The organism is Pseudomonas sp. MG-9 (assembly GCF_018729515.1).
Lineage (GTDB): Bacteria > Pseudomonadota > Gammaproteobacteria > Pseudomonadales > Pseudomonadaceae > Aquipseudomonas > Aquipseudomonas serboccidentalis.
This window is the reverse complement of the sequence record NZ_JAHHZH010000003.1, coordinates 173,324-198,928: the sequence shown is the minus strand read 5'-3', so window position 1 is coordinate 198,928 and position 25,605 is coordinate 173,324. Positions and strand designations below refer to the sequence as shown.

The window sequence follows — 25,605 nt, the reverse complement described above, 5'->3', positions numbered from 1 at the left end:
GAATGTGCTGGGTTTACTGGCCGTTCTTGACCTTGCTCCACACCCGCGTGCGCACCCGTTCGACGGCTTTGGGCAGCGGTTCAAGGGTGTACAACGTGGCCATCGCCACAGCCGACGGATACACCGCCGGGTTGTCGCGCGTGGCCTCGGCCACCAGCGGCGTCGCGGCGCGATTGCCGTTTGGATACGACAGGTGATCACTGACCGGGGCGATCACTTCCGGGCGCAGCAGATAGTCGATGAACGCCAGGCCCTGGGCGGGGTTCGGCGCGTCCTTGAGCAGCACCAGCGTGTCGAACCACACCGGCGCGCCTTCCTTGGGCAGGCTGTAGGCGATCTTCACGCCGTTGTGGGCCTGCTCGGCATTGGTCTTGGCTTCGAGCATCGCGCCGGACCAGCCCACGGCCACGCAGATGTTGCCGTTGGACAGGTCACTGATGAATTTCGACGAGTTGAAGTAGGCAATGTGTGGGCGCAGTTTGAGCAGCAGCGCTTCGGCTTTCTGGTAGTCCTCGGGGTGGGTGCTGTTGGGCGGCAGCCCGAGGTAGTGCAGGGCCACCGGGAGCATTTCCGACGGCGAATCGAGCATCGCCACCCCGCACTGGCCGAGCTTGGCGAGGTTCTCTTCCTTGAACACCAGGTCCCACGAATCCACCGGCGCCTTGTCGCCCAGCACGGCGCGAACCTTGTCGACGTTGTAGCCGATGCCGTTGGTGCCCCACAGGTACGGTACGGCGTATTGATTAGCGGGATCGTTGTTGGCCAGTTTGGTCAGCAGGTCGTTGTCCAGATTCTTCCAGCCCGGCAGTTGATCGCGCGGCAGCGGGGCGAGGGCGCCGGCCTTGATCAGCGTCGGCAGGCTGTAGTTGCTCGCCACCACCACGTCGTAACCGCTGCGGCTGGTCATCAGCTTGCCTTCGAGCACTTCGGCACTGTCGAAGGTGTCGTAAACCGGTTGAATGCCGCTGTCGCGCTTGAAGTCAGCCAGGGTAGTGGGGCCGATGTAGTCGTACCAGTTGTAGACGTGCACGCTCGGCGCGTCGGCGGCACTGGCGGCACTGGCGGCGGATACGACGCCGAAACAGGCGAGCAGGCCCAGGTTGATATAGCCACGGTGACAACGCATGATGCGGCACTCCTGGCCTGCAGCAGGCCGGTGATGAACGGGAGTGCTCAGCCTATCGGCCCGGTCACGTCCGACCCATTCCCATCATGGGTTACTCAAAAGGGGTAGTGCGTGGACGCGTTGTTGCAGGAATTGCCGGTGCATCAAAGTCTGGCGCGGGTATTCGCGGCGGTCGGGCAGGACGGGTTCTGGCGGGCGCTGGTGGACACGCTGCGTCTGCTGGTGCCGCTGGACAACGCGCTGGTGGCGCTGATGCAGGCGGGGCAGGCGCCGCAATTGCTGATCGATTTCGACAGCAAGGGCCGGGCCGATGAGCAGGAAGAACTGGCCGGCTACAGCGCCGGCATGTACTTGCTCGACCCGTTTTATCAAACCGCCTCGACCGGCATCGCCGATGGCTTGCACAGCCTGGCCTCGGTGGCGCCGGACCAGTTTCTGCACAGCGAGTACTACCAGAGCTATTTTCGCTCGGTGGTCGGTGAGGACGAGTTGCAGTTCATGATCAACATCGAGGGCGGCGTACTGGGCCTGTCACTCGGGCGCTCGACGGCGTTCGATCTGGCCGAGCAGGGCCGCTTGCTGTGTGTGCGCGACTGGGTGCTGGCGGCGATGCGTCGCCATGTGCAGCTGTTGCCGCCGCAGGGCGCGGGCGCTGAACCGGTCGTGGGCGATCTGGCAACGCTGCTCGACCGCTTCGACGCCCGCCTGACCGCGCGTGAAGTCGACACTGCGCGGCTGATTCTGCAGGGCTTTTCCAGCAAGGCCATCGCCCAGCAGATGGGTATTTCGCCGGAGACGGTGAAGGTCCATCGGCGCAATCTTTATCACAAGCTCAATGTGAACGGGCATGGCGAGTTATTTGCGCTGGTGCTGCGCCCATCCAACACCTGAACCACCAAAATCCCCTGTAGGCGTGAGCCTGCTCGCGATAGCGCCGGTTCATCCAGCACAGGGGGCGCTGACACACTGCTATCGCGAGCAGGCTCACTCCTACAGGGAGGGGCGTGTGTCAGATCAATCGAGGCGTTTGAAGACCAGGGCTTTCAGGCCGCTCTGCGGATCAACATCCGGAAACTCCGGCGGATTCTCCAGCCGCTGTTCAAAGCGCAAGCTCGGTGCCTCTTGGGTCACGCCATCAATCAGGAAGTCCGGGCCAAACGACGGATCATTCATGCACGCCAGCACCGTGCCTTGCGCTGTCAGCAGCTCCGGCAAGCGGCGCAGCACGCGCTGGTAATCCTTGGTCAGCAGAAAGCTGCCTTTCTGGAACGACGGCGGGTCGATGATCACCAGGTCGTACGGGCCGCTGTTGATCACCTTGCCCCAGGACTTGAACAGGTCGTGGCCGAGAAAACTCACCTTGCTCAGGTCATGCCCGTTCAACCGGTGATTGTCGCGGCCACGGCTCAGGGCGGCGCGGGACATGTCGAGGTTGACCACATGGCTGGCGCCGCCTTCGATGGCCGCCACGGAAAACCCGCAGGTGTAGGCGAACAGGTTCAGCACCCGTTTGCCGGCAGCCTGCTCGCGCACCCAGTTGCGCCCGTAACGCATGTCGAGAAACAGCCCGGCGTTCTGCTTGCGGCCCAGATCGACGCGGTACTGCAAACCGCCCTCAACGATGCTCATCTCGTCAATCTCGTTGCCCAGCAGCCATTGCGCAGTGCTTTGCGGCAGGTAACGGTGTTGCACCAGCAAGGTGTGCGCCCCGGACTGTTGCCATTCGGCCGAGGTGCTGATGTCGAGCAGCAAGTGCTTGAGCGCGTCGAGCTGTTCCGGCACCGGCTCCTTGAACAGCGAGACCAGCACCACGCCTTGCAGCCAGTCCACCGTCAGTTGTTCCAGTCCCGGCCAGCACCGCCCACGGCCATGGAACAGGCGACGGGTTTCGCTCGGTGCCGCGGCGAGTGCAGGCAGCAGATGGGCGCGGAGGGTGGCGAGGGCTTCTGGGTTCATCAGTCACGGTCGGCAAGCAAAAGGGCCGGCATTTTAACCACAAAATCTACCCGGTGAACGCCTGTCGCCAAGGGCCATTGACGACTGTTAAGAAAAGACCCGTATCAAAAATGAATTTATGCAGGGCGCGCTGCTCATACCAGATAAGCAGCGGATTCGAGCCGCTACATTGTTAATGCAATTCAGGGAGTGCCAGTTCATGAGTCCAACATCGACGGCGAGCGCGCACCTTCCTGGCGGGTTGATTCTGGTGGTTGAGGACGATCCGTTGATTCTGGAGTTTCTTTGCGAAATTCTTCAGGAGGAAGGGTTCAAGGTCGAGCCGCAGACCAGTGCTGATGCGGCGTCGCTGTATTTGGAAAAAAACGCGCCGGAAGTCGCGCTGCTGCTCACCGACATCACTATGCCGGGCATCCTCAATGGAGCCGATCTGGCCAACCTGGTCGGCGAGCGCTGGCCGGACAAACCGGTGATGGTCATGTCCGGTTATGAAACCCCGGAGACCTCCGGGGTCAAGCGCCCGGTGGCGTTCATCAAGAAGCCCTGGGCCATCGGCCAGTTGCTCGACTGCGTCGACAGCGCGTTCAAGTCCAAGGCCCCGCGCCTGCATTGAAGTACCGGGTCGAATCGCCGGGCAAAAATGCTACATTGCCCGGCCAACCCGCCCAGTCTTGTCAAAGGATGCGACCTTTTGTCTGCTCACGATAACGTCTTCGACCGCGCGTTCGGCGCGTTCCTGTTCGATATGGACGGTACCGTCCTCAACTCCATCGCCGCTGCCGAGCGGGTCTGGGCCGCGTGGGCTGAACGCCACGGCGTCGATGTCGAGACGTTCCTGCCGACCATTCACGGCGCCCGCGCCATCGACACCATCCGGCGCCTGAACCTGCCGGGGGTGGACGCCGAGGCGCAAGCGGCGTTCATCGCGCAGGCGGAGATCGAAGACGTGGAAGGGATCGTGCAGATTCCGGGCGCTGCGGTGTTTCTCGACAACCTGCCTGCCGAACGCTGGGCGATGGTGACGTCAGCGCCGCGGGATCTGGCGTTGCGGCGCATGGCAGCAGCGGGGATTGCCGAGCCTGCAGTGTTGATCACGGCCGAAGATGTGACGGCGGGTAAACCGGATCCGGCCGGTTATCGTCTGGCGGCGAAACGCCTTGGGCTTGAACCTCGTGACTGCCTGATTTTCGAGGATGCCGCTGTCGGCATCCAGGCCGCTGAAGCGGCGGGCGCAGCGTTGATGATCATCACCACGACGCACCAACATCCCCTCGAAACCACCCACGCAACCATCGACAGTTACGAAGCGCTCAGCGTCACCGTCAACAGCAACGGCCAGTTGCATCTGCAACCCAAATAAACCTGTAGGAGCTGCCGCTGGCTGCGATTTTTTGACTTTGATTGTGAAAAACAAGATCAAAAGATCGCAGCCTGCGGCAGCTCCTACAGTGGTTAATAGATGCCGGGCAGGAGTCGCCAGCTGCGCGCGCAATAAGCATCGTACTCAGCGCCAAACTGCCCGCGCAGCAGCGCCTCTTCCGAATGGATGCGGGCGATCAGCGGGATCAGAGTCAACGCCGCCAGAATCAACCCGACGCTGGAACGAAACGCCAGCGCCCACCCCATCGCGTTGACCACCAGCCCCAGATAGCTCGGATTGCGCAGGCGCGTGTAAATGCCGTCAGTGACCAGGCGATGCCCCGGTTGAATCGCCACCAACCCGCTGAACCGCCGGCCCAGCACAAACACCGGCCACAGCCGCAGCGCGCCGCCGACGATAAACAGCAACGCGCCGAGCCAGCGCACGCCTTCACCGCCGAAGGTCCAGAAGTCGATGCGGTCGCAATAGGCCGGCAGAAAACCGCTGACCAGCCCGATCACCCCGAACGCCGGAATCACCCAGCGATTGGCCCGGTCCTCGCGCTCGCCGGAACTCATGTTCACGTCGGTGAACAGCGACGCCACCACCATCAGCACGGTGGCCAGCGCAATCACCACCAGTGCCCCATGGGCAAAGAACACCGCCGGCCCGCCAATGCCCCACACCGCAAGGCCCAGGTAGGCGAGGGTGGTGAGCACCGCAACCACGATCATTTGCGCAGACATTTTCATGGTGATCTCTTAACAGGTGGCTGACATTTTCAGTGTAGGACGTCGCTGAACCCGTGAAGGCGTCCATGGATGTACCGGCCACTTCGTGAGCAAGCTCACTCCCACCCTTGATCACGGCCAGCGCCAAGCTCTCCCTCCTCCCTTCAAGTACCAGCATACAAGCGGGCTTGCTCGCGAAGGCGTCGGATCTGTTGCCAAGGGCCTTCGGTAACGCCGGTCGTCGGTCGGCAAGACCTTCAACCGGCCAATATCGGGTCTACGCTGATCCATTCCTTCCAATTGCCCGAGACGGGTGGTTGTTCCGTGCATTGCCAATCGAAGAGGTGAACCCATGAAAATCGACTTGAGTGGAAAACTGGCCATCGTCAGCGGCAGCACGGGTGGCATCGGTCTGGGCATCAGCCAGTCGCTGGCCGAAGCCGGCGCCACGGTCGTCGTGATCGGCCGGGAAACGGCCAAGGTCGAACAGGCGCTGGCGAGCATTCGGCAGAAGGTGCCGGATGCGCAGTTACGTGGTCTGACGGCGGATCTCGGGACCGCCGAAGGCGCGGAAAAACTGTTCGCCGCCGAACCGCGCGCGGACATTCTGGTGAACAACCTCGGAATCTTCGACGCGGTGGATTTCTTCGACACGCCAGACAGCGAGTGGACGCGATTCTACGAGGTCAACGTGATTTCCGGCGTGCGCCTGTCGCGCCATTACGTGCCGGCGATGGTCGAGCAGGGCTGGGGCCGGGTGATTTTCCTGTCTTCGGAATCCGGTGTGGCGACGCCGGCCGACATGCTCAACTATGGCGTGACCAAAAGCGCCAACCTCGCGGTGTCCCATGGCCTGGCCAAACGTCTGGCTGGCACCGGGGTGACGGTCAATGCGATCCTGCCAGGGCCGACCTTTACCGGTGGCGTGGAACACATGCTCAAGGACGCCGCGGCCGAGTCCGGTCGTAACCTGCGCGAAGAGGCCGACGCCTTTGTACGCAGGGCGCGCCCGACCTCGATCATCCAGCGCGTGGCCGATGTCGAAGAAGTCGCGCATCTGGTCACGTACATCGCTTCGCCGCTGTCCTCGGCCACCACCGGCGCAGCCCTGCGGGTCGATGGTGGCGTTGTCGACAGCATGGCGATCTGAACCCGAATTCTTCTGGAGAAACGTTAATTTATGGCAACTGCATCAGCAACGATCGACATCCCGGCCTCGGCCGATCAGGTCTGGCAATTGATCGGCGGCTTCAACACGCTGCCGGACTGGCTGCCGTTGATTGCCAAGAGTGAGCTGAGCGAAGGCGGGCGCGTGCGCACCCTGCAAACCGCCGATGGCGGTGTGGTGATCGAGCGTCTGCAAGCGTTCGACAACGCTGCCAGGACTTATAGCTATTCGATCGAACAGGCGCCGTTTCCGGCCACCGATTACCTGGCGACGATCAAGGTCGAAGCCCACGGGCAGGGCGCCCGGGTGACGTGGTCGGGCCGCTTTAGCGCCAAAGGTGTGAGCGATGAGGAAGTGGTGGCGTTGTTCAGTGGCATCTATCAGGGAGGGCTTGAAGCGTTGCGGGCCAACTACCCAACCTGATTTGACAAGGACCTAAATGTGGGAGCGAGCTTGCTCGCGAAGCGTTCGATCAATCAGCCTCTTCGCCGCCTGACACACCGCATTCGCGAGCAAGCCCGTTTCCACAGGGGGATCCATGTCATATCAGGAATTGGCGATCAAACGTTGCCGACAATCCAGCACCAGTTTCGCGCCCCCCAGCTCACTGCTGCCCACCTCAAGATTGAAGCCATGCAGGCTGACAATCGCCGCGACAATCGACAAGCCCAGGCCAAATCCGCTTTGCGGCTGCCCGCCCTCGGCCCGATAGAAACGCTGGAACACCGCCTCGCGCTCGGTCTCGGGAATCCCCGGCCCGGAATCGTGAACCTCGATCCGCGTGTGCCCACCGTCGTTCACACCGCGCAGGATCACCGTCCCGCCCGCCGGGGTGAACTTGATCGAGTTGCTCAACAGATTCGCCAGCGCCTCGAACAGCAGCGCCCGGTCACCATTCAAGGGTGGCAGGGTTTCCGGCATGTTCAGCACGAAGAGCAGTTCGCCTTCCTCGGCCAGCGGCAGGTAAAACTCATGCAGTTCTTCGAGCAATTTCACTGGATCGAGTTCGACAAACCCTGAGCGGCGCTGGCGGTCTTCCAGCTCGGAAATCCGCAGCAACCCGCGAAACCGCGCCATCAGCGTATCCGCTTCGGCCAGCACCAGGTCCAGTTGCGCCGCTTCCTGCGAACCTTCGCCGGCCTGCTGCTGCATGCGATACAACTGCGCGCGCAAACGCGTCAGCGGCGTGCGCAGGTCGTGGGCGATGTTGTCGCACACGCCTTTGACTTCATGCATCAGCCGTTCGATGCGGTCGAGCATGGCGTTGACGATGGCGGCCAGCATGTCCAGTTCATCGCGGCGGTTGGACAGCGGCAAGCGGTGGGTCAGGTCGCCGGCGACAATCGCCTGGGCGCTGTCCTGAATCGCGCGGATGCGGCGCATCGGTCGGCGACGCAGCAAATGCCAACCGGCAATCCCCGGCAGAATCGTCAGCGACACGCCCCAGAACAACGCATGCAGAATGATCCGCGTCACCGCGAACAGCGAGCCGTTGTCGCGCAACAACACCAGCCAGCGACCGTCGCGGGTCTGGGTCGCCACGGCGTCACAGCTGTCGGCGGGCAGGGTCGGGTCGTCGGAGTCGGCGCAGTCATCCAGCGTGTGGATCTTGCCGTCCAGCGGCAGGCCTTCGGGCAGTTGCTGCAAGGCGCCACCGAGGTACACGCCCCGGGCGTCGAACAGGCCATAGGCGTCGATGCCGCGGATGTCGAAGGTCATGCTGGCGGCGAGGGCTTCTTCCAGTTGCTCACCGCGAAAATGCGAAAACAGATGCTGACGTTGCATCAGCGAATGCTTGGCGAGGTTGTCGAGATAACTGGAGACCTCGAAATACATGACCCCCATGAGGATCGCGCTCCACGCCACGAACAGCGAACTGTACAGCGCCAGCAGACGACTGCTGGAAGAGCGCCAGCCGTCAGACGGGTTCGGCAATGACATAACCCGAGCCCCGTACCGTGCGAATCAGCGGAACATGGCCCGCGGCGTCGATCTTCTTGCGCAGACGACCGATGTGTACGTCGATCAGGTTGGTGCCCGGGTCGAAGTGATAACCCCAGACCTCTTCGAAAATCATCATCCGCGACAGGATCTGCCCACTGTTGCGCATGAGAAATTCCAGCAGCTTGTATTCGGTCGGCAGCAGCGTCAGCACCTGCTCGGCGCGGCGTGCTTCGTGGCTGATCAAATCCAGTTCGAGGTCGGCCACCTGCAACGTGGTGGCCTGAGTGGCGACGCTGTTCTGGCGGCGCAGCAGCACTTCCACGCGCGCGGCCATCTCGTCGGTGGCGAACGGCTTGGTCAGGTAGTCATCACCCCCGGCACGCAGGCCGCGCACGCGCTCATCGACATCGGAGAGGGCGCTGATCATCAGAATCGGCGTGGCCACGCCCATGGTACGCAGGGTAGTGACGATGGCCAGGCCATCGAGCTCCGGCAGCATGCGGTCGAGGGTGATCAGGTCGTAGTTGCCGCTGACGGCGCGGTCCAGGCCCTCACGGCCATTGTCGACCCAATCCACTTCCAGGCCGTGGCTGCTGAGTTCGGCGACGATTTCACGGGCGGTCACGGCATCGTCTTCGATGGTCAAAATACGAGTCATAGAGCAGGCCTTGATCGGTTCAAACGGAATGGCAGCATTTTGCCAAGTATTTTCCGGCGCGCTTTAAATTAACTTTCATGTATAGCCTGTCACCCACGCAAATTCGGGTAGCGCTGCCGATTTTCCGTCAATGCAGAAAACCCGCTGCTTTCAGTCCATTGTTGCAAATTGCAATGAGTGGAGAAGTTCAGTCTTTTTAACCTGTTGAAATTTAACGAATTATTTAGTGTTGTCGAATGGCACGGTCGCTGCAATTCCTCTGCTGACGAGTTGTAACACCATTTTTCATGCCTGGAGCACTACAACAATGAATAGATCCTCAGATGGGTTTTATCCTGCCTTCGAAGGAGAGTCGAGCAACGTGTCAGGCGTGTCCTGGGGCGCGATTTTCGCGGGCGCAGCGGCGGCCGCAGCATTGTCGATGATTTTGGTGCTGCTCGGCTTCGGTTTGGGATTCTCTGCCGTTTCACCTTGGGCCGGCGAGGGCGTCAGCGCCAAGAGCCTGGGGATTTCCACGATTGTCTGGCTGGCGTTGACGCAAATCATCGCTTCGGGTCTTGGGGGATACATCGCCGGCCGCCTGCGGGTGAAGTGGGCCAACATGCACGGTGATGAAGTGTATTTCCGTGATACCGCCCATGGCTTCCTCGCCTGGTGCGTGGCCACGTTGGTGACTGCGGTGCTGGTGGTGGGCTCGGTCAGCAGTGTGATCAGTGGCGGTGTGCAGGCCGGTGCCAGTGTCGCTGGTGGTGCAGCGGCTGCCGCGACACAGGCGGCCGGTACTGCCGCCGCGAACACCAACAGTGACCAGTACGGCTACTTCGTCGACAGCCTGTTCCGCGATGACCGTCCAGCATCGGTCAGCGATGACGCTGCCCATGGCGCGGTGACCCGGATCTTCGCCCAGAGCCTGGCCAACGGCCAACTCAGCCCTGAAGACCGTACCTACCTTGCGCAACTGGTCGCCCAGCGCACCAACCTGAGTCAGGCCGATGCCGAACGTCGTGTCGATGAGGTCTACGCCCGCACTCAGAAAGCCATTGCCGACGCCAAAGTGAAAGCCCGGCAGGCGACTGATACCGCCGCCAAAGTCGCTGCCTGGACCTCGCTGTGGATGTTCATCGCGCTGCTGGCCGGTGCGTTCTTCGCCAGCCTCGCCGCTACTTTCGGCGGTCGTCGCCGGGATGCGGTCGAGTACGTTGAAGTCCAAACCTATGCCACTACGACCACTGTTCGTTAACGCTCAATAAGGAGAATCGCCATGCGCTCACTACTGCTGTTTTTCCTCGGTGTCCCGATCCCGATCATCATCCTGATTGCGCTGTTCGTACACTGATCCAAATGCTCTATGATCCAAATGCTCTATTGAGGCCCATGCCTCGGCCGCTTTCACTTCACGGTGCAAGCGGCTTTTTGCTTTCCGGGGTTCAACAAGGCGAGAATCGGCGGCTGGAGCGCAACGCTCCATCCCCGGATCTCTCTACTTAAGGAAAAGCACGTTGGACAAGAAGGAAATCAAACGTCAGGCAATGCAGATGCTGGAGGCCGGGCGCTCGAAAACCGAGACCTTCAAGGCGTTGTCCGGTGGTGCGGTCAAGGACAAGGTCCTGGCCTACTGGATCGGCTCGCGCCCGGATCCGCAATTGCTTGAGCGGCATGCCGGCAAGATCAAGGTATTGCTCGGGCTGATCTACGTGCAGGCATTGATCGGGCTGGTGGGCGGTTATTTACTGGGGCTGACGATCAGCGACGGTCTTGCGTTCGTCCTCGGGTTGCTGGCCGGTAGTGTGCCGTTGTTGTTCGCCTGGGGTTTCCATCGCCACTCGGCGCAGACCTACACCGTGTACATGCTGCTTTCGATCAGCCAGATGCCACGGCTGTTCAAGGATTACGCCGAAGACCCGGTGTCGGTGATCATCGGTGTGGTGACGACGCTGGCGATGGTGTTTTTCGTGGCGTGGGTGAAAAACCTGCTGTTTCCCGACCTCGGTTTCATGGGTTCGAAAAAGATCAAAGGGCAGTTCGTCTTCTCCAACTGAGATCGTTGAACAACCCGACCGCTTTCACTGGCCTGGATCAATATTTCGTCGGGCGACTTCGCCTAACGTAAATGATCCAGGCCTTTGCTGAGGTATGAACTACAGTGCTTCTCGCGCATCTTGTTGCGCTGACGAAGTATCCGCGCCGACGTCTCCAATCAAAGCAATAACAGCGTCGACACGGTGTAGTGCAGCAAGGAGCTGACACCACCTCAACCGAACCTTCACGGATGAACATTGCAATGCACTGCCTAGAAAGAACCTTCGATATCCAGCCCCTGACCCAGGCGGATATGACTGTCCACATCAACGGCCAGCCGGTCACCGCTGCTATTGGCGAAACCGTGCTCAGCGTTATCCAGTCCCTCGGCGTGCGCCAGGTCGCACGCAATGATCATGACCAGATCAGCGGAGCCTACTGCGGCATGGGCGTGTGCCAGTGCTGCCTGGTGAAAATCAACGGCCGCCACAAGCGCCGCGCCTGCCAGACCGTGGTGCGCGACGGCATGCAGATTGAAACCCGGGTCAATCGCATCAACGAGCAGGAGGTCGTATGAGCCAGCAACCGGTGATCGTCGGCGGCGGTCCGGCGGGGATGGCAGCGGCCATCGAACTGGCGCGCCACGGGGTGCGTTGCACCGTGCTCGAAGAAGCTTCGCGCCTCGGCGGGGTGGTCTATCGCGGGCCGCTGCGTGATGGCGTGCAGCTGGATTATCTGGGGCCTCGTTATTCCGAGGCGCTGGGCAAACTGCACGGTGACTTCCAGGAACAGGCCGGGTTGATCGACGTGCGCCTGAACCACCGCGTGGTCGGCGCCGAAGGCACTCGCGCACTGGTAGTGCTGGATGGCGACGAGCAACTGCACGAAATCCATTACCCGCAATTGCTGTTGGCCGCCGGATGCCACGAGCGCAGCGTGCCGTTCCCGGGCTGGACGTTGCCGGGGGTGATCATGCTGGGCGGTCTGCAACTGCAAATCAAAAGTGGCGTGGTCAAGCCGCAGGGGCCGGTGATCATCGCCGGCACCGGGCCGTTGCTGCCGCTGGTGGCGACCCAGCTGCACGCGTCCGGCGTCAAAGTCGCGGGCGTTTATGAAGCCTGCGCATTCGGCAAGATCGCCCGCGAAAGTCTGGCGCTGCTGAACAAACCGCAGCTGTTCCTCGACGGTTTGAGCATGCTCGCCTACCTGAAACTGCACGGCATCCCGATGAACTACGGCTGGGGCGTGGTCGAAGCGCACGGCGACGGCGAGCTGAAAAGCGTCACGGTGGCACCGTACTCGGCCACCTGGGAGCCGGACCTGACACGCATCGAGCGCTTCGAAGCCCAGACCCTGGCCGTTGGCTACGGCTTCATTCCGCGCACCCAGCTCAGTCAGCAGATGGGCCTGGATCACGGTTTCAGTGACGACGGCTACCTGCGCGCCAACTCGAACACCTGGCAGCAAAGCAACGAGCCGCACGTGCACCTGGCCGGCGACATGGGCGGGATTCGCGGTGGTGAGGCGGCGATGCTCGCCGGCAAGATCGCCGCGACCTCGATCCTGCTGCAACGCGGGATTATCGAAGAAGATCTGGCGCGGGTGCGTCGCGACCGCTTCCTGAGCAAACTGAAAACCATCGTGCGCTTTCGTGCAGCGGTGGACCGCTACACCGAACGCGGCGTCGGCCAGACCGCGCTGCCGGCCGCGGACACAGTGATCTGCCGCTGCGAACACGCCACCCGCGCCGACATCGATCGGGCGCTGGAGCAGGGCGTGCAAGACATCGCCAGCCTGAAGATGCGCACCCGGGTGAGCATGGGCGATTGTCAGGGGCGGATGTGCGTCGGCTACTGCAGCGACCGCCTGCGTCAGGCCACCGGCCGCAAGGACGTCGGCTGGCTGCGTCCGCGCTTCCCGATCGATCCGATTCCTTTTTCTGCGTTCCAGTCCGTCGGCACGGAGGCCGCTTCCCATGAGTAAGTTCTACGACGTGATCATTGCCGGTGGCGGCGTGATCGGGGCGTCCTGCGCCTATCAATTGTCCAAGCGCCAGGGCCTCAAGGTCGCGCTGATCGATGCCAAGCGTCCGGGCAACGCAACGCGCGCCTCGGCTGGCGGCTTGTGGGCCATCGGCGAGTCGGTGGGACTGGGTTGCGGGGTGATTTTCTTCCGCATGATGTCGGCCAACCGCAAGCGCGAAACCCAGGGTGCGGCGGTGGCGGTGGACGCTAGCACGCCGCACATCCTGCCGGAGTCGTTCTTCGATTTCGCCTTGCAGTCCAACGCGCTGTACCCGGCGCTGCACCGTGAGCTGAAAGACAATCACGGGATGGATTTCAAGTTCGAAAAGACCGGGTTGAAATTCGTCATTTATGACGACGAAGACCGGCTCTACGCCGAGCACATTGTTGGCTGCATTCCGCACCTGGCCGATCAAGTGCGCTGGCTCGATCAGGCCGCATTGCGTGAGTCAGAGCCGAGTGTCAGCCACGAAGCACGCGGGGCGCTGGAGTTTCTCTGCGATCACCAGGTCAGCCCGTTCCGCCTCGCCGATGCCTACATGGAAGGCGCGCGGCAAAATGGCGTGGACATCTTCGTCAACACCAATGTCACGGGTGTGTTGCATCACGGCAGCCGTGTGACCGGTGTGCAAACGGCCGAGCAGGGCGTGTTCCACTGCAAGACGCTGATCAACGCCGGTGGTGCCTGGGCGGCGGACTTGAGCGAGTGGGCGACGGGTATTCGTATCCCGGTGAAACCGGTCAAGGGCCAGATCCTGCTGACCGAACGCATGCCGAAGATCCTCAACGGCTGTCTGACCACCAGCGATTGCTATGTGGCGCAGAAGGACAACGGCGAGATCCTGATCGGTAGCACCACCGAAGACAAAGGCTTCGACGTTACCACCACCTACCCGGAAATCGCCGGGCTGGTGCAGGGCGCGGTGCGCTGTCTGCCGGAGCTCAAGGATGTCAACCTCAAACGCACCTGGGCCGGCCTGCGCCCGGGCTCGCCGGATGAGCTGCCGATCCTCGGGCCGATGCGTGGGGTGGAGGGTTACCTGAATGCCTGCGGACACTTCCGCACCGGCATCCTGACCTCGGCGATCACCGGGGTGCTGCTGGACAAACTGGTCAATGATGAGCCGCTGCCACTGGATATCACACCGTTCCTGGCGGACCGGTTTGAGACTGCTTCGGTCAAGCAAGAGCGCGAGCTGGAACTGGCTTAATCTCACCCACAATCCCTGTAGGAGTGAGCCTGCTCGCGATGGCGGTCTTTCAGAGAAAGAGGTATCTGCTGATAGATTGCAAACGCGAGCAGGCTCACTCCTACAGTAGTCGAGTCGTACCGGTCATTTGCGCACTACGCCGAACCTTGTGGGAGTGAGCCTGCTCGCGATGGCGGTCTTTCAGAGAAAGAGGTATCTGCTGATAGATTGCCATCGCGAGCAGGCTCACTCCTACAGTAGTCGAGTCGTACCGGTCATTTGCGCACTACACCGAACCTTGTAGGAGTGAGCCTGCTCGCGATGGCGGTCTTTCAGAGAAAGAGATATCTGCTTATAGATTGCAATCGCGAGCAGGCTCACTCCTACAGTAGTCGAGTCGTACCGGTCATTTGCGCACTACACCGAACCTTGTGGGAGTGAGCCTGCTCGCGATGGCGGTCTTTCAGTGAAAGAGAGATCTACTAATAGATTGCAATCGCGAGCAGGCTCACTCCTACAGTAGTCGAGTCGTACCGGTCATTTGCGCACTACGCCGAACCTTGTAGGAGTGAGCCTGCTCGCGATGGCGGTCTTTCAGAGAAAGAGGTATCTGCTGATAGATTGCAATCGCGAGCAGGCTCACTCCTACAGTAGTCGAGTCGTACCGGTCATTTGCGCACTACACCGAACCTTGTAGGAGTGAGCCTGCTCGCGATGGCGGTCTTTCAGAGAAAGAGATATCTACTGATAGATTGCAATCGCGAGCAGGCTCACTCCTACAGTAGTCAAGTCGTACCGGTCATTTGCGCACTACGCCGAACCTTGTGGGAGTGAGCCTGCTCGCGATGGCGGTCTTTCAGAGAAAGAGGTATCTGCTGATAGATTGCAATCGCGAGCAGGCTCACTCCTGCAATTGGAATTGTGCTGAAGTCAGGACTGGCGCGATTCCTCTTCCAGTTGATCCGATTCGAACAACCGCGCCAGTTCCGCCCGGGCTTCCTGGGCGGTCTGCAGGACTTTGGCCGCGTCGTCGTAAACCGCGTGCTGGGCTTCCAGTACCTGTTCGTCGTGGTGTTTGAAGCGCTTGATCCGCGCATCGGCCTGGGCCTGGGTCAGACCGAGGCCGACCAGCGTGCGGCGGCTCATTTCCAGACTGGAGTAATAGGTCTCTCGAATCGGATCGGCGCCGACATCGACCAAACGGTGTACGTGCTGACGGTTACGCGCCCGGGCGATGATTTTCATGTGCGGATACAGCTTGCGCACGATCTCGGCGGTCTTGATGTTGGTCTCCGGATCGTCCGTGGCAATCACAAAATATTCCGCCTCGCCGACCTTGGCCGCATTGAGAATTTCCGGGCGCATCGGGTCGCCGTAAAACACCGGCACACCGCCGAAGCTGCGCGACAGTTCGATGGTTTCCACCGAGGTGTCCAGCGCCACGAACTTGATGTTCTGCGCCCGCAGAATCCGCGCCACGATCTGGCCCATCCGGCCCATGCCGGCGATCACCACTCGCGGCGCCTCGGTGTCGATTTCGCGGAATTTCTCCGGGACCTCCACCGGCTGCACTTTCGGGCTGACCAGTCGCGCACAGATCAACAGCAGCAACGGCGTCAACGCCATCGACAGGGTGATGGTCAGCACCAGCAGGTCATACAGACGCGGTTCGAACAGGCCCTGATCGCGACCGATCTTGAACACCACAAAGGCAAATTCACCACCGGCCGCGAGCACGATGCCCAGGCGAATCGCACTGACTTTATTCAGCCCGCCGGCCAGACGCCCGACCACAAACAGCAGCGGCAACTTCAGACCGATCAGCAACAGCGTCAGGCCCAGCACGGTGATCGGTGCACTCAGCAGCAGGCTCAGGTTCGCGCCCATGCCGACGCTGATGAAAAACAGCCCCAGCAGCAGGCCTTTGAACGGTTCGATCTGCGCTTCCAGTTCATGGCGATATTCCGAATCCGCCAGCAGCAGGCCGGCGAGAAACGCCCCGAGTGCCATCGACACCCCGACCAGATCCATCAGCCACGCGGTGCCGATCACCACCAGCAATGCGGTGGCGGTGGACACCTCCGGCAGACCGGTTTTTGCCACCACGCGAAACACCGGACGCAACAGATAACGCCCGCCGACCACCACCACGGCGATCCCGCCGAGTACCTGCAAACCATGATTCAGGCTGCCCGCGCTGCTGGTGTCGTGAGCGCCACCGGCGAGCATCGGCACCAGCGCGATCAACGGGATCGCCGCGATGTCCTGAAACAGCAGAATCGCAAACGCCAGTCGCCCATGAGGGCTGGTCAGTTCCTTGCGTTCGGCCAGGCTTTGCAGGCCGAATGCGGTGGACGACAGCGCCAGGCCCAGGCCGAGCACAATGGCACTGTTGAGCGGCTGACCGAACACGTACAACGCCAGCACGCCGATCACCGCAGCGGTCAGCAGCACCTGCGCCAGCCCGACACCGAACACCGATTTGCGCATCACCCACAACCGACGTGGCGACAGTTCAAGGCCGATGATGAACAGCAGCAACACCACACCCAGTTCCGAGATGTGCGCAACGCTTTGCGGATTGCCGATCAGGCCAAGCACCGACGGGCCGATGATCACCCCCGCCAGCAGATAACCGAGCACGGCGCCCAATTGCAGACGTTTGGCCAAGGGCACGGTGAGCACCGCGGCGAACAGAAACACGACAGCGGCTTGTAACAGGTTGCCTTCATGGGGCATGGGTTTACTCCTGACAGCGGTACGGCGGGGGCGTCAAGGATAAAGGCTGATTCCCTGTCACACCACAGGCGCTCGGGGCAGCGATTTTCCACCAGGACCTTTTCAGATCGGTGAATGTTTTATGCCAATAACGTTAGGCAACTTAAAAGTTGTCGCATTGCCATCATCGAATTACGGATGCTTTGACAGTTCACGGGCGATGTGAAGTTATACTTTTGTCTTGGGTGATGTGGCGGTGATATTGCCGAGCAATTGCCTGATAACTCGATAATCGCTGGCGATGGACGAAGTTCCCAATGTGAGAGTTCGATGGAGGGTTGCGTGTACCAGATAGTTCATGGCATGCGATTTACCATTAAATGTTTGTTACAAGGATTGACAAGGCAAGGGCTCCGAACCTACTATTTTTCACCCAAGATGCTGGCTGTTTATAACGGCCGTAATGAAAGCGACCAGGATGGCCGCGCGAAGTTTTCATAAGGAATTGAAACTTGTATCTGGATTCCATTGGATCGGAACCCCTGCGATTTCAGCTCGATCAGCTCATTTCCTGTTTTTTCCAGGGTGTGGCACATGATCGTGCACAGACTGACATCGTGGCGTCATTGTCACGTCGCCAAATTCATGACAATCACTTGGCAGAGTCCCGGAGAAGCGCGGATTCAGCCGGGTTCATCATTTCAAAAAACCGAAAGGTCCCTGTGCAGCAGCTTGCCCTTCAAGCCGCAGGTGATGCCTTCTTGAACGGTTCATAACCTCAGCAACTTCAGTTAAACCGGATCGCCGCGAGCCGTCGCACGCTTATAAAAGCGTCACTCTCGCCTGAGCGAATTCGCCAGTCTGAAGTTATGTTCGCCGAGGCGAGAAAGTACATCTATTTAAAGTAAAGTTTTCATAAGGGATTGAAAATTTGTACCTGGATTTCTTGCTGTCTGTTTAAAAAGACTGAATTAACTTGATGTGCTCCCGAGAAATCGCGGAGCCGTATGAGTGTGTCTTGCCAGGTGGCCCGCAGGTACTTGTTTCCCCCGAGTTTCCGTCGTTCAGCGGTCGAAAATTTTGATGCAACCTCTGCTGTAGTGCGCAAATAAGCATATTTAATGTGAAGTTTTCATAAGGATTTGAAACTGTGTACTTGGATACCATTGATTCAGAACATCAACGCCTGCAACCCGACAAATTGGCGACTGATGAAGCTCACGCGGTATTGGCGCGAATCGAGCAATATGACAGTCGCTCGATGTATTGCCGGGAACACGCGCAGCCCAACGAACGGATCTTTTTGAGCGGTCAGCAGGCGCTGGTGAGATTGCTGCTGTCGCAGGCTGAACTTGATCGATCCAACGGCGTTCGCACGGCGGGATTCGTCAGTGGTTATCGCGGCTCGCCGCTGGGCGGCGTGGACCGCGAGCTGGTCAAGGCCAAGGCCGTCCTGGAGAACGCGAACATTCGCTTTCTGCCGGCGATCAACGAAGACCTGGCGGCCACAGCCCTGATCGGCACCCAGCGTGTGGAAAGCGATCCGCAGCGTTTGTATGACGGCGTGTTCGGCATGTGGTACGGCAAGGGGCCGGGGGTCGACCGTTCCGGTGACGCGATCAAACACGGCAGTTCCTATGGTTCGTCGCCCAACGGCGGCGTGCTGGTGGTCACCGGCGACGATCACGGGTGTGTATCGTCATCGATGTCGCATCAGTCCGACCGCACGCTGATTGCCTGGGGCTTGCCGGTGATTCACCCGGCGGGGCTGGCCGATTATGAACGCTGCGGCCTGTGGGGCTGGGCGTTATCCCGGGCCTCCGGGTTATGGGTGGGTTTCAAGGCGATCACCGAGACCGTCGAGGCCACCAGTTCTGTCGAGTCGATCCCGCTTCCCGAGTTCGTCACCCCGCAGATCGATCCGGGCCCGGACGGCCTGCATTGGCGCTGGCCGGACCTGCCGGGCATGCAGATCGAGCGCCGGACCGCGTTCAAGTTCGACGCCGCCCGGGTGTTTGCCCTGGCCAACCCGATCGACACCGCCGTCACTGCGCCTGCGCAACCGGCGCTGGTCATCGCAGCAGTCGGCAAGGCTTATGGCGATGTGCGCCAGGCCTTGCAGCAATGCGGCATCTCCCTTGAACAACTGGAAAACGCCGGCGTTGCGCTGCTGAAGATCAACCTGGTCTATCCGCTGTCACCGGTGCTGGAGGCCTGGACCCAGCGCGCCGGCAAGGTGCTGATCATCGAAGAGAAGCAGGCGATCGTCGAAGAACAGCTCAAACAGAGGTACTACAACGCAGCGCATGATCAGCGTGCGGTGATCATCGGCAAGACCGACGAACACGGCCAACCGCTGATCTCGGATCATGAGGAGCTGCGCCCGTCGCGTATCGCCGCATTGCTCCAGCAGCGCCTGCAAGGTTTGGGCATCGACCTGAGCCTGCCGGATTTCTGGTGCGTGCCCAGCGTCTCGCGGGTCGAAGACTGGATCCGGCGCACGCCCTATCTATGCTCCGGTTGCCCGCACAACACCTCGACTCAGGTGCCCAAGGGCAGTGAAGCGCGGCTCGGCATCGGCTGCCACGCGATGGCCGCGCGCATGCCGGAACGCTCGACCACCGGCAGCGTGCAGATGGGCGGGGAAGGGGTCGACTGGCTGGGCCAGGCACCGTTCGTGCAGACCCCGCACATCTTCCAGAACATCGGCGACGGGACCTTTTTCCACTCCGGATTCCTCGCCGTGCGTCAGGCCATCGCGGCCGGTGCGACCCTCACCTACAAGCTGCTCTACAACGACGCGGTGGCCATGACCGGCGGCCAACCAATCGACGGCAAGCTCACGGTGAAGAAGGCTGTTGAGCTGCTCAAAGCCGAAGGCGCGCAGCGGATTGTGGTGGTGGCCGACGACCTGCAGCGCTATCAGGCGCATGACAGCCTGCCCCAGGGCATCGAAGTGTTTCACCGTGAAAAGCTGGAAGACGTGCAGTTGCAACTGCGCGACACCCGTGGCGTCAGCGTGCTGATTTTCGATCAGGTCTGCGCCGTCGAAGGGCGTCGGCGCAAGAAGCAACTGCCAGCACCCGTGGTGAAGACTGAAGTGGTGATCAACGAGGCGGTCTGTGAAGGCTGCGGCGACTGCCAGGTCAAATCCAATTGCCTGTCGGTGATCCCGGTGGAGACGCCGTTCGGCGCCAAACGCCGGATCGATCCACACTCGTGCAACACCGATCTGTCGTGCATCAAGGGGTTCTGCCCAAGCTTCGTGACAGTGACCGGCAAACCACGGCGACTTCCGCGCAAACTGGCCGACAGCGCCCAGGTGCTGGCGCGGGCCGAAGCGCTGGCGCTGCCGTCCGTACAGCGTTCGCTCGACGTGCCGTATGAAATGCTGCTGGTGGGGGTTGGCGGCACCGGTGTGGTGACCGTGGCGCGGGCAATTGCCATGGCTGCCCACCTGGATGGGCGTGCGGTCAGCGTGCTCGACTTCACCGGTTTCGCGCAAAAGGGCGGCGCGGTGTTGAGCCACGTGCGTCTGGCCGGCGATGCCGATGCGTTGCACCAACACCGCATCGACATCGGTGGTGCCGACCTGCTGCTCGCTGCCGATCTGGTGGTGGCCAGCGAAGACGATGCGCTGGCAACGCTGCGACCGAACAAAACCGTGGTCATCGCCAACAGCGCCCTGACCCAGACCGGCGCGATGCTGCGCAATACCCAACTGGGTGTTGAAACCGACGCGATTCAAGCGTTCCTGAAACAAAAGGTCGGCGCCGGGCACTTCCACAGCCTCGATGCCGCTGAGTTGGCGAACACCTTGGTCAGCCCGATGCAAGCCAACATGCTGTTGCTCGGTTACGCCTGGCAGAAGGGCACGGTGCCGGTGTCGCTGCCCGCGCTGAAAAAGGCCATCGACCTGGCCGGCAGCGCCGCCGCCAACCATCTGGCCTTCGCCTGGGGCCGGTTGTGGGCGCAGGACTCAGCCTTCGTTGCGCCTTATCTGGATCAGCCAGTGGATGCCGTGTCGACGATTGCGATCCGCGACATCAGCGACATGCGCGGCCGCCGCGAAAGCCTCGAACAACTGATCAACAACCGTAGCGAGTTCCTCATCGGCTACCAGAACGCAGCGTATGCGGCGCGTTATCGCAAGGTCATCGAGCAACTGCGCACGCTGCCGGCGGCCGGTGATGACAGCGCGCTGACCCACGCGGTGGCACGCAACCTGTTCAAGCTGATGGCCTACAAGGACGAGTACGAAGTTGCACGGCTGCTCACCACTCGCCGTTTCACCGACTCGCTGAAAGCCCGGTTCGACGGCGGCATTCGCCTGAAATTCCACTTTGCTCTGCCGCTGCTGCGCAAGAATCAGGAAAGCACTGGCGAGCCGAAAAAGATCGCCTTCTCCGGCTGGATCCTGCCGCTGTTGAAGGTCCTGGCCAAGGGCCGCGTGTTGCGCCACACCCGGTTCGATCCGCTGGGTTATTCCGCCGAGCGTCGCGAAGAGCGCCGCTTGCTCAGTGATTACGAACAAACCTTGCAACGCCTGCTGCCGAAATTGAACTCGGAGAGTCTGCCGGCGTTCGTTGCCTGGGCGAGCCTGCCGGATTCGATTCGCGGTTACGGCCACGTCAAGGATCGTTCGATCGCGGCGGCCCGTCTGCGCGAGAAAGACCTTATCGAGCAGATTCTGGCAGACAAACCGGTCATTCACGGTGTCGAGTCATGGCATCCATCCACCGTCATCGCCAGGCAACGGAGCGCAGAGGAACGCGACGTGATGGAAGCCTCCTGACCGGAGGCGATCGCCAGTCCCGCACAACAAGAAATACAACAACTACCGAGATGAGCTGACCACGATGAATAACGACAGCATTTCCCCCGACCTCCTGCACAAGGGTTCGGCTGACGACGTTTTGATTGGCGCACCCAGAGACGCGCTACCGCTGTATGTGAACGAAGCCCTGATCGAGGCCAACGGGCATAACCCGTTGGTGCGCAACTATGTCTCCTGCGCCAACCCGCAGCGCCGCTTCGAGATTGCGCCCGACCTGCAGAAGAAGAGCCGGATGGACGGCGTGGGCGCCGACGATGAATGGAACCGGGTGAGGGCGCTGCCTTACCAGAGCGTTGCCGCGCAATTGCAGTCGGCTGACGCCGGGATCGACAACCTGGAGTTTGCCGTCGCCGCCCTGTGCGAATCGATTCCGCCGATTCGCCGCGCCAGTTCGTTCCGCTTCATCAATAACGCTGACAACTACTTTTTCTACCGCAAGGCGCATGAACATGTGCCGGGGACGATGTTCATCGAAGCGGCGCGCCAGGCGGTCTATCACCACTTGTACCACCACACCGAGCATGCGCGCGGCGCCGTCACCGTCAGCGTCAATGAGCTGAACGCGAGCTTCTTCGCTTACGCCGAGCTGATGTACCCGGTCGAACTGGTGGTCGACAACATGACCCCGAGCGATGCCACGTCGCCGAAGAAAATCCATCTGCGGGTCGCGTTCTATCAACGCCAGACGCTGTTCGCCACGGTCGACACCAAAGCCACCGTGATCGATATGCCGCTGTTCGAAAAGACCCGCAATATCTTCATCTACTCCAACGACTGGTTTGCACCGCTGCAGCCATCGAAGCTGGCCTGCACGATCAGCGACGCCAAGGGGCACAAGGTGCCGGTGCAGCTGTTGGGTCTGGGCAAGAGCGGTTGCGTGACGACCACGGCGGATCTACCCGACCCGGTGACCCTGAATATCGTCTACGAAGGCAAATTGAGTTTCATCACCCACGTGCGCCGCGCCGGGCAGGGCACACAGGCGGCGTGGGACTTTGCCGAGGTGGATTTCAATGGCCTGCAGGTGATCAGCGACATGATCAAGCGCGGCTTCGTCCACCTCGATGAGCCGGCCCTCGCGGCGCTGAAACAATGATCGTGGACAACCACAGCTTCCCGGCGGCCACGCAGGCGCTGCATTTCGGCGCGCAGGCGGTGGCGAAGAATCGGCTGTATTTTTCCTCGCTCGGCATGGACCTGTGTGACGAACACGGCTTCCCGCTGCCGGCGTTTTTCTCGGTCTATCAAGCCTTGATGGACGGCGGTGCCGGTTTTGGTTTTCTCGGCAATGCCAGCGTCGACGCCGATGCGCGCTACAACAGCCGAGGTCTGCGTCTGACCTCGGCAGCCCACGCGCAGGCCCTGCGTCCGTTGTTTGAAGCGGCGCGGGCGCGGGGTTTCCCGTTGGGGGTGCAACTGCAGCATTACGGGCCGCAGTCCCTACCGTCGAAGCAGGGGATTATTCTGACCCCCAGCGCCATCGCGTCCCCGACCATCCTCAGCTCCTATCCCGAGGCACGGGCGGTGGCGATGACGGACGCGCAGATCCAGCGCTGCATCGAACAGTTCTGTGTCGCCGCCCGCTACGCGCAGCAGGCCGGCGCCACATTGATCCAGTTGCAGGCGTCCAACGGCTATTTGATCAGCAGCTTCCTGTCGCCCAAGACCAACCAGCGCGAGGACGACTGGGGCGGCACGCCGCTCAAGCGCGCCAGGCTGTTGCTGGCGATTGTCGACGGCATTCGCCAGGCCACCGACCACAAGGTCGCGGTCACCGTGCGCCTGGGCATGGACGACGGCCTCGGCGCGCAAGGGCAGCACGCCGCGTTGCTGGGTGATGTCGTCGCCGCGCTGGAGGCCAGCGGGGTGGCGGCGATTACCTGTTCGCTGGGCATCAGCGAGACCTTCCGCTTCTTTTTCAAAAACACCGAACAGGCCCTGGCCATGTCGCGCAACGGCTGTCGCTATCTGAAGCGTTTCGTGCGAATTCCGCTGGGGTTCACCGGCTCGGTCGCGGACGTGGCGCAAGCCGATGAAATCATCGCCAGCGGCGATGCCGATTTCGTCGGGTTCGGCCGCGCCATGCTCGCCGACAACCACTTTGTTGCCAAGCAACTGGCGGGCCGAGCGGATCAGGTCCACCGCTGCCGAGGCGATGCCTTTTGCTTCCGCGACAAAAAAGACCCCATGGCCGAGCGCGTGTACTGCTGCGTCAATCCTGAGTATCGACGGCCCGAACAACTACAACAGCACTATGAGGAAACCCTGAAATGAACTTCAACGCCAAGATCGCCCTCGTTGTCGGCGGCACACGCGGGATCGGTTTCGATGTCAGCCAGAAGCTGATCGACGCCGGCTGCATCTGCTACATCACCGGCCGCAACGAAGACGATGGCTTGACCGCGCAAAGTCGTCTCGGCGAAAACTGCACATTCATCAAAAGCGACGTCACCGATGAGGCCTCGGTGATCGAGCTGTTCCGCGTCATCAATGACAAGCACGGTCGCCTTGATCTGGCCGTCAACAATGCCGGCGTTACATCCAGGCATGCGCCGATCCGCGACATGGATTTCCCTGACTGGAAGCGCGTGCTGGAGATCAACCTGCTGGGCCCGCTGCTGTTGCTCAAGCACGAGACCAACCTGATCTCCAGACACGCCGGCGGCTCGATTGTGAACGTCTCGTCCTGCGCCGGTCTGCTCGGGGTTGCCAGGCAAAGCGCTTACTCCACCAGCAAGGCGGCGCTGAACATGCTGACCCAGGTCTGCGCGATTGAATGCGCCGAAGAAGCCTTGCCTGAACGGCATTCGATTCGGGTCAACGCCGTGTGCCCCGGCCCGACGCTGGGCGGCATGAACTCCGAAGAACGGCTGAAGGCCAACCCGGAATCGACCAAGCACAAGTTGCAGGTGACGGCGATGAAGCGTTTCGCCAATCCGGGCGAGATTTCCGCTGCGATCCTGTGGCTGTTGAGCGATGCGTCTTCGTTTGTCACCGGCACCGTGATGCCGGTCGACGGCGGTTTTTCCGCCGGTAAATTCTGATGCACACGGTCAAGCGCAATCCAGGCACGGGATCCCGCGAGAAGGGCAGGCAGCGGGTGTTCATCACCGGCGTGAGCAGCGGCATCGGCGAGGCGCTGGCGCAACTGCATCTGCACAACGGCCACACGGTTTTCGGTACTTCGCGGCGTCAGCCCTATGGCCTGATGGACCATCCGAATTTCCATTTTCGGCCGTTCGACCTCTCCCGGCCGAGCGAGATGGGCGAGCTGTTCAAGGACAACCTGGCCAGCGTTCTGGAGCAGGGCGTCGACAGAGTTTTCTTGAATGCCGGAGTCAGCGGAAACGTGCCGGGGCGTGGCGGGGAGTTTTCGCTGGACGAATTGCAGCATGTGCTCAACGTCAACGTGCTGGCCAACAAAGCCATTCTTGACTTGATGCTGTCGGCAGCACAGCGGCCGGCGACCTGCGTGCTGTCGGCCTCGATGGCCGGCGTGCGCTTTCGTGCGGGCACGTTGCCGTACAGCCTGTCGAAAGCCGCGTTGGCGGCATTGGCCGGCGTTTATGCCGAGGAGAATCCGGAAGTCTTCTTCGCCGTGCTCGGCCTGTGCAATGTCGACACCGGTCTGTCGCGGCAGGTGAGTTTCAGCCAGCGCACCGCCGACTTCGCCGACCTCAAGTCGCTGCAGCAACGGGCCCTGGCGCCCGGCTACATGGTCTCGCCGGCGCAACGTGCAAAAGACATTCTGGCGGTGATTGACGCGCCGGATGCCTACGGGATCAAGAGCGGGATATTCGTCGACATGCGCACGGCGCTGGCCGATCACCAGAAAGCCAATCAGCCATTGTCTCAAGCGTAGTGAACGCAGGGA

At 61.2% G+C, this 25,605-nt stretch carries 21 protein-coding genes; 15 read left to right on the top strand and 6 right to left on the bottom strand.

The genetic code is table 11. From position 1 onward, the window contains the following. Window positions 1-13: 13 nt before the first annotated feature. Window positions 14-1,126, bottom strand: coding sequence for a polyamine ABC transporter substrate-binding protein (locus tag KKQ10_RS09175; RefSeq protein ID WP_215500896.1), 1,113 nt, complete (start codon window positions 1,124-1,126; stop codon window positions 14-16). Window positions 1,127-1,237: 111 nt separating this feature from the next. Here KKQ10_RS09175 and KKQ10_RS09170 point away from each other — a divergent pair, with 111 nt between their 5' ends. Then, window positions 1,238-2,017, top strand: a complete 780-nt coding sequence (locus KKQ10_RS09170; protein WP_127650972.1) for a helix-turn-helix transcriptional regulator — start codon at window positions 1,238-1,240, stop codon at window positions 2,015-2,017. 123 nt (window positions 2,018-2,140) lie between these two features. Here KKQ10_RS09170 and KKQ10_RS09165 read toward each other — a convergent pair whose 3' ends face one another. Beyond that, on the bottom strand, window positions 2,141-3,082 hold the full coding sequence (locus KKQ10_RS09165; RefSeq protein ID WP_215500895.1) for a class I SAM-dependent methyltransferase: 942 nt from the start codon (window positions 3,080-3,082) through the stop codon (window positions 2,141-2,143). A 199-nt stretch (window positions 3,083-3,281) separates the two neighbouring features. Here KKQ10_RS09165 and KKQ10_RS09160 point away from each other — a divergent pair, with 199 nt between their 5' ends. Together KKQ10_RS09160 and KKQ10_RS09155 are read left to right on the top strand one after the other, a co-directional pair. Next, window positions 3,282-3,695 (top strand): response regulator, encoded by a 414-nt coding sequence (locus KKQ10_RS09160; RefSeq protein ID WP_127650970.1) that lies wholly within the window; start codon window positions 3,282-3,284, stop codon window positions 3,693-3,695. Between the two features lie 78 nt (window positions 3,696-3,773). After that, window positions 3,774-4,442: an HAD-IA family hydrolase gene (locus KKQ10_RS09155; RefSeq protein WP_215500894.1), complete on the top strand. Its 669-nt coding sequence runs from the start codon at window positions 3,774-3,776 to the stop codon at window positions 4,440-4,442. A gap of 92 nt (window positions 4,443-4,534) precedes the next feature. Here the strand turns inward: KKQ10_RS09155 and KKQ10_RS09150 are convergent, their stop codons facing one another. Beyond that, window positions 4,535-5,194 carry a methyltransferase family protein gene (locus KKQ10_RS09150; protein ID WP_215500893.1) on the bottom strand — a complete coding sequence of 220 codons (660 nt, stop codon included), beginning with the start codon at window positions 5,192-5,194 and terminating at the stop codon, window positions 4,535-4,537. Between the two features lie 331 nt (window positions 5,195-5,525). Here KKQ10_RS09150 and KKQ10_RS09145 point away from each other — a divergent pair, with 331 nt between their 5' ends. Together KKQ10_RS09145 and KKQ10_RS09140 are read left to right on the top strand one after the other, a co-directional pair. Then, window positions 5,526-6,323: an SDR family NAD(P)-dependent oxidoreductase gene (locus KKQ10_RS09145; protein ID WP_127650967.1), complete on the top strand. Its 798-nt coding sequence runs from the start codon at window positions 5,526-5,528 to the stop codon at window positions 6,321-6,323. Window positions 6,324-6,353: 30 nt separating this feature from the next. After that, complete coding sequence (locus tag KKQ10_RS09140) at window positions 6,354-6,764, top strand: SRPBCC family protein (protein WP_127650966.1); 411 nt, start codon at window positions 6,354-6,356, stop codon at window positions 6,762-6,764. A 123-nt stretch (window positions 6,765-6,887) separates the two neighbouring features. Here the strand turns inward: KKQ10_RS09140 and KKQ10_RS09135 are convergent, their stop codons facing one another. Together KKQ10_RS09135 and KKQ10_RS09130 are read right to left on the bottom strand one after the other, a co-directional pair. Further along, window positions 6,888-8,282 carry a sensor histidine kinase gene (locus KKQ10_RS09135; protein ID WP_127650965.1) on the bottom strand — a complete coding sequence of 465 codons (1,395 nt, stop codon included), beginning with the start codon at window positions 8,280-8,282 and terminating at the stop codon, window positions 6,888-6,890. Further along, window positions 8,260-8,943 (bottom strand): response regulator transcription factor, encoded by a 684-nt coding sequence (locus KKQ10_RS09130; RefSeq protein WP_127650964.1) that lies wholly within the window; start codon window positions 8,941-8,943, stop codon window positions 8,260-8,262. Before KKQ10_RS09130 ends, KKQ10_RS09135 begins: the two co-directional genes overlap by 23 nt. Before the next feature lie 307 nt (window positions 8,944-9,250). Here KKQ10_RS09130 and KKQ10_RS09125 point away from each other — a divergent pair, with 307 nt between their 5' ends. From KKQ10_RS09125 to hcnC, 5 genes are all read left to right on the top strand, one after another. After that, on the top strand, window positions 9,251-10,183 hold the full coding sequence (locus tag KKQ10_RS09125) for a hypothetical protein (RefSeq protein ID WP_215500892.1): 933 nt from the start codon (window positions 9,251-9,253) through the stop codon (window positions 10,181-10,183). Between the two features lie 259 nt (window positions 10,184-10,442). Continuing rightward, window positions 10,443-10,982: a hypothetical protein gene (locus KKQ10_RS09120; RefSeq protein ID WP_215500891.1), complete on the top strand. Its 540-nt coding sequence runs from the start codon at window positions 10,443-10,445 to the stop codon at window positions 10,980-10,982. A 242-nt stretch (window positions 10,983-11,224) separates the two neighbouring features. Then, window positions 11,225-11,539, top strand: a complete 315-nt coding sequence (gene hcnA / locus KKQ10_RS09115; protein WP_215500890.1) for a cyanide-forming glycine dehydrogenase subunit HcnA — start codon at window positions 11,225-11,227, stop codon at window positions 11,537-11,539. Next, a complete protein-coding gene (hcnB, locus tag KKQ10_RS09110; protein WP_127650959.1) occupies window positions 11,536-12,945 on the top strand; it encodes a cyanide-forming glycine dehydrogenase subunit HcnB in 1,410 nt (469 codons plus the stop codon). Before hcnA ends, hcnB begins: the two co-directional genes overlap by 4 nt. Further along, a complete protein-coding gene (gene hcnC, locus KKQ10_RS09105) occupies window positions 12,938-14,197 on the top strand; it encodes a cyanide-forming glycine dehydrogenase subunit HcnC (protein ID WP_215500889.1) in 1,260 nt (419 codons plus the stop codon). The genes hcnB and hcnC overlap by 8 nt, the downstream gene beginning before the upstream one ends. A gap of 909 nt (window positions 14,198-15,106) precedes the next feature. Here the strand turns inward: hcnC and KKQ10_RS09100 are convergent. Continuing rightward, on the bottom strand, window positions 15,107-16,915 hold the full coding sequence (locus KKQ10_RS09100; RefSeq protein ID WP_127650957.1) for a monovalent cation:proton antiporter-2 (CPA2) family protein: 1,809 nt from the start codon (window positions 16,913-16,915) through the stop codon (window positions 15,107-15,109). 1,129 nt (window positions 16,916-18,044) lie between these two features. On the opposite strand from KKQ10_RS09100, the gene KKQ10_RS09095 reads away from it, so the two are divergent. The 5 genes from KKQ10_RS09095 to KKQ10_RS09075 all read left to right on the top strand — a co-directional run bounded on the left by KKQ10_RS09095 (window position 18,045) and on the right by KKQ10_RS09075 (window position 25,593). Further along, the gene (locus tag KKQ10_RS09095) at window positions 18,045-21,689 is read left to right on the top strand and encodes an indolepyruvate ferredoxin oxidoreductase family protein (protein ID WP_215500888.1); all 3,645 of its coding nucleotides are present in this window, start codon (window positions 18,045-18,047) and stop codon (window positions 21,687-21,689) included. Window positions 21,690-21,753: 64 nt separating this feature from the next. Next, window positions 21,754-22,827, top strand: coding sequence for an AfsA-related hotdog domain-containing protein (locus KKQ10_RS09090; protein ID WP_215500887.1), 1,074 nt, complete (start codon window positions 21,754-21,756; stop codon window positions 22,825-22,827). Further along, the gene (locus KKQ10_RS09085) at window positions 22,824-24,005 is read left to right on the top strand and encodes an oxidoreductase (RefSeq protein ID WP_215500886.1); all 1,182 of its coding nucleotides are present in this window, start codon (window positions 22,824-22,826) and stop codon (window positions 24,003-24,005) included. The genes KKQ10_RS09090 and KKQ10_RS09085 overlap by 4 nt, the downstream gene beginning before the upstream one ends. Beyond that, window positions 24,002-24,775 (top strand): SDR family NAD(P)-dependent oxidoreductase, encoded by a 774-nt coding sequence (locus KKQ10_RS09080; RefSeq protein WP_215500885.1) that lies wholly within the window; start codon window positions 24,002-24,004, stop codon window positions 24,773-24,775. The genes KKQ10_RS09085 and KKQ10_RS09080 overlap by 4 nt, the downstream gene beginning before the upstream one ends. Further along, window positions 24,775-25,593 (top strand): SDR family oxidoreductase, encoded by an 819-nt coding sequence (locus KKQ10_RS09075; protein ID WP_127650952.1) that lies wholly within the window; start codon window positions 24,775-24,777, stop codon window positions 25,591-25,593. Before KKQ10_RS09080 ends, KKQ10_RS09075 begins: the two co-directional genes overlap by 1 nt. Window positions 25,594-25,605: the final 12 nt, after the last annotated feature.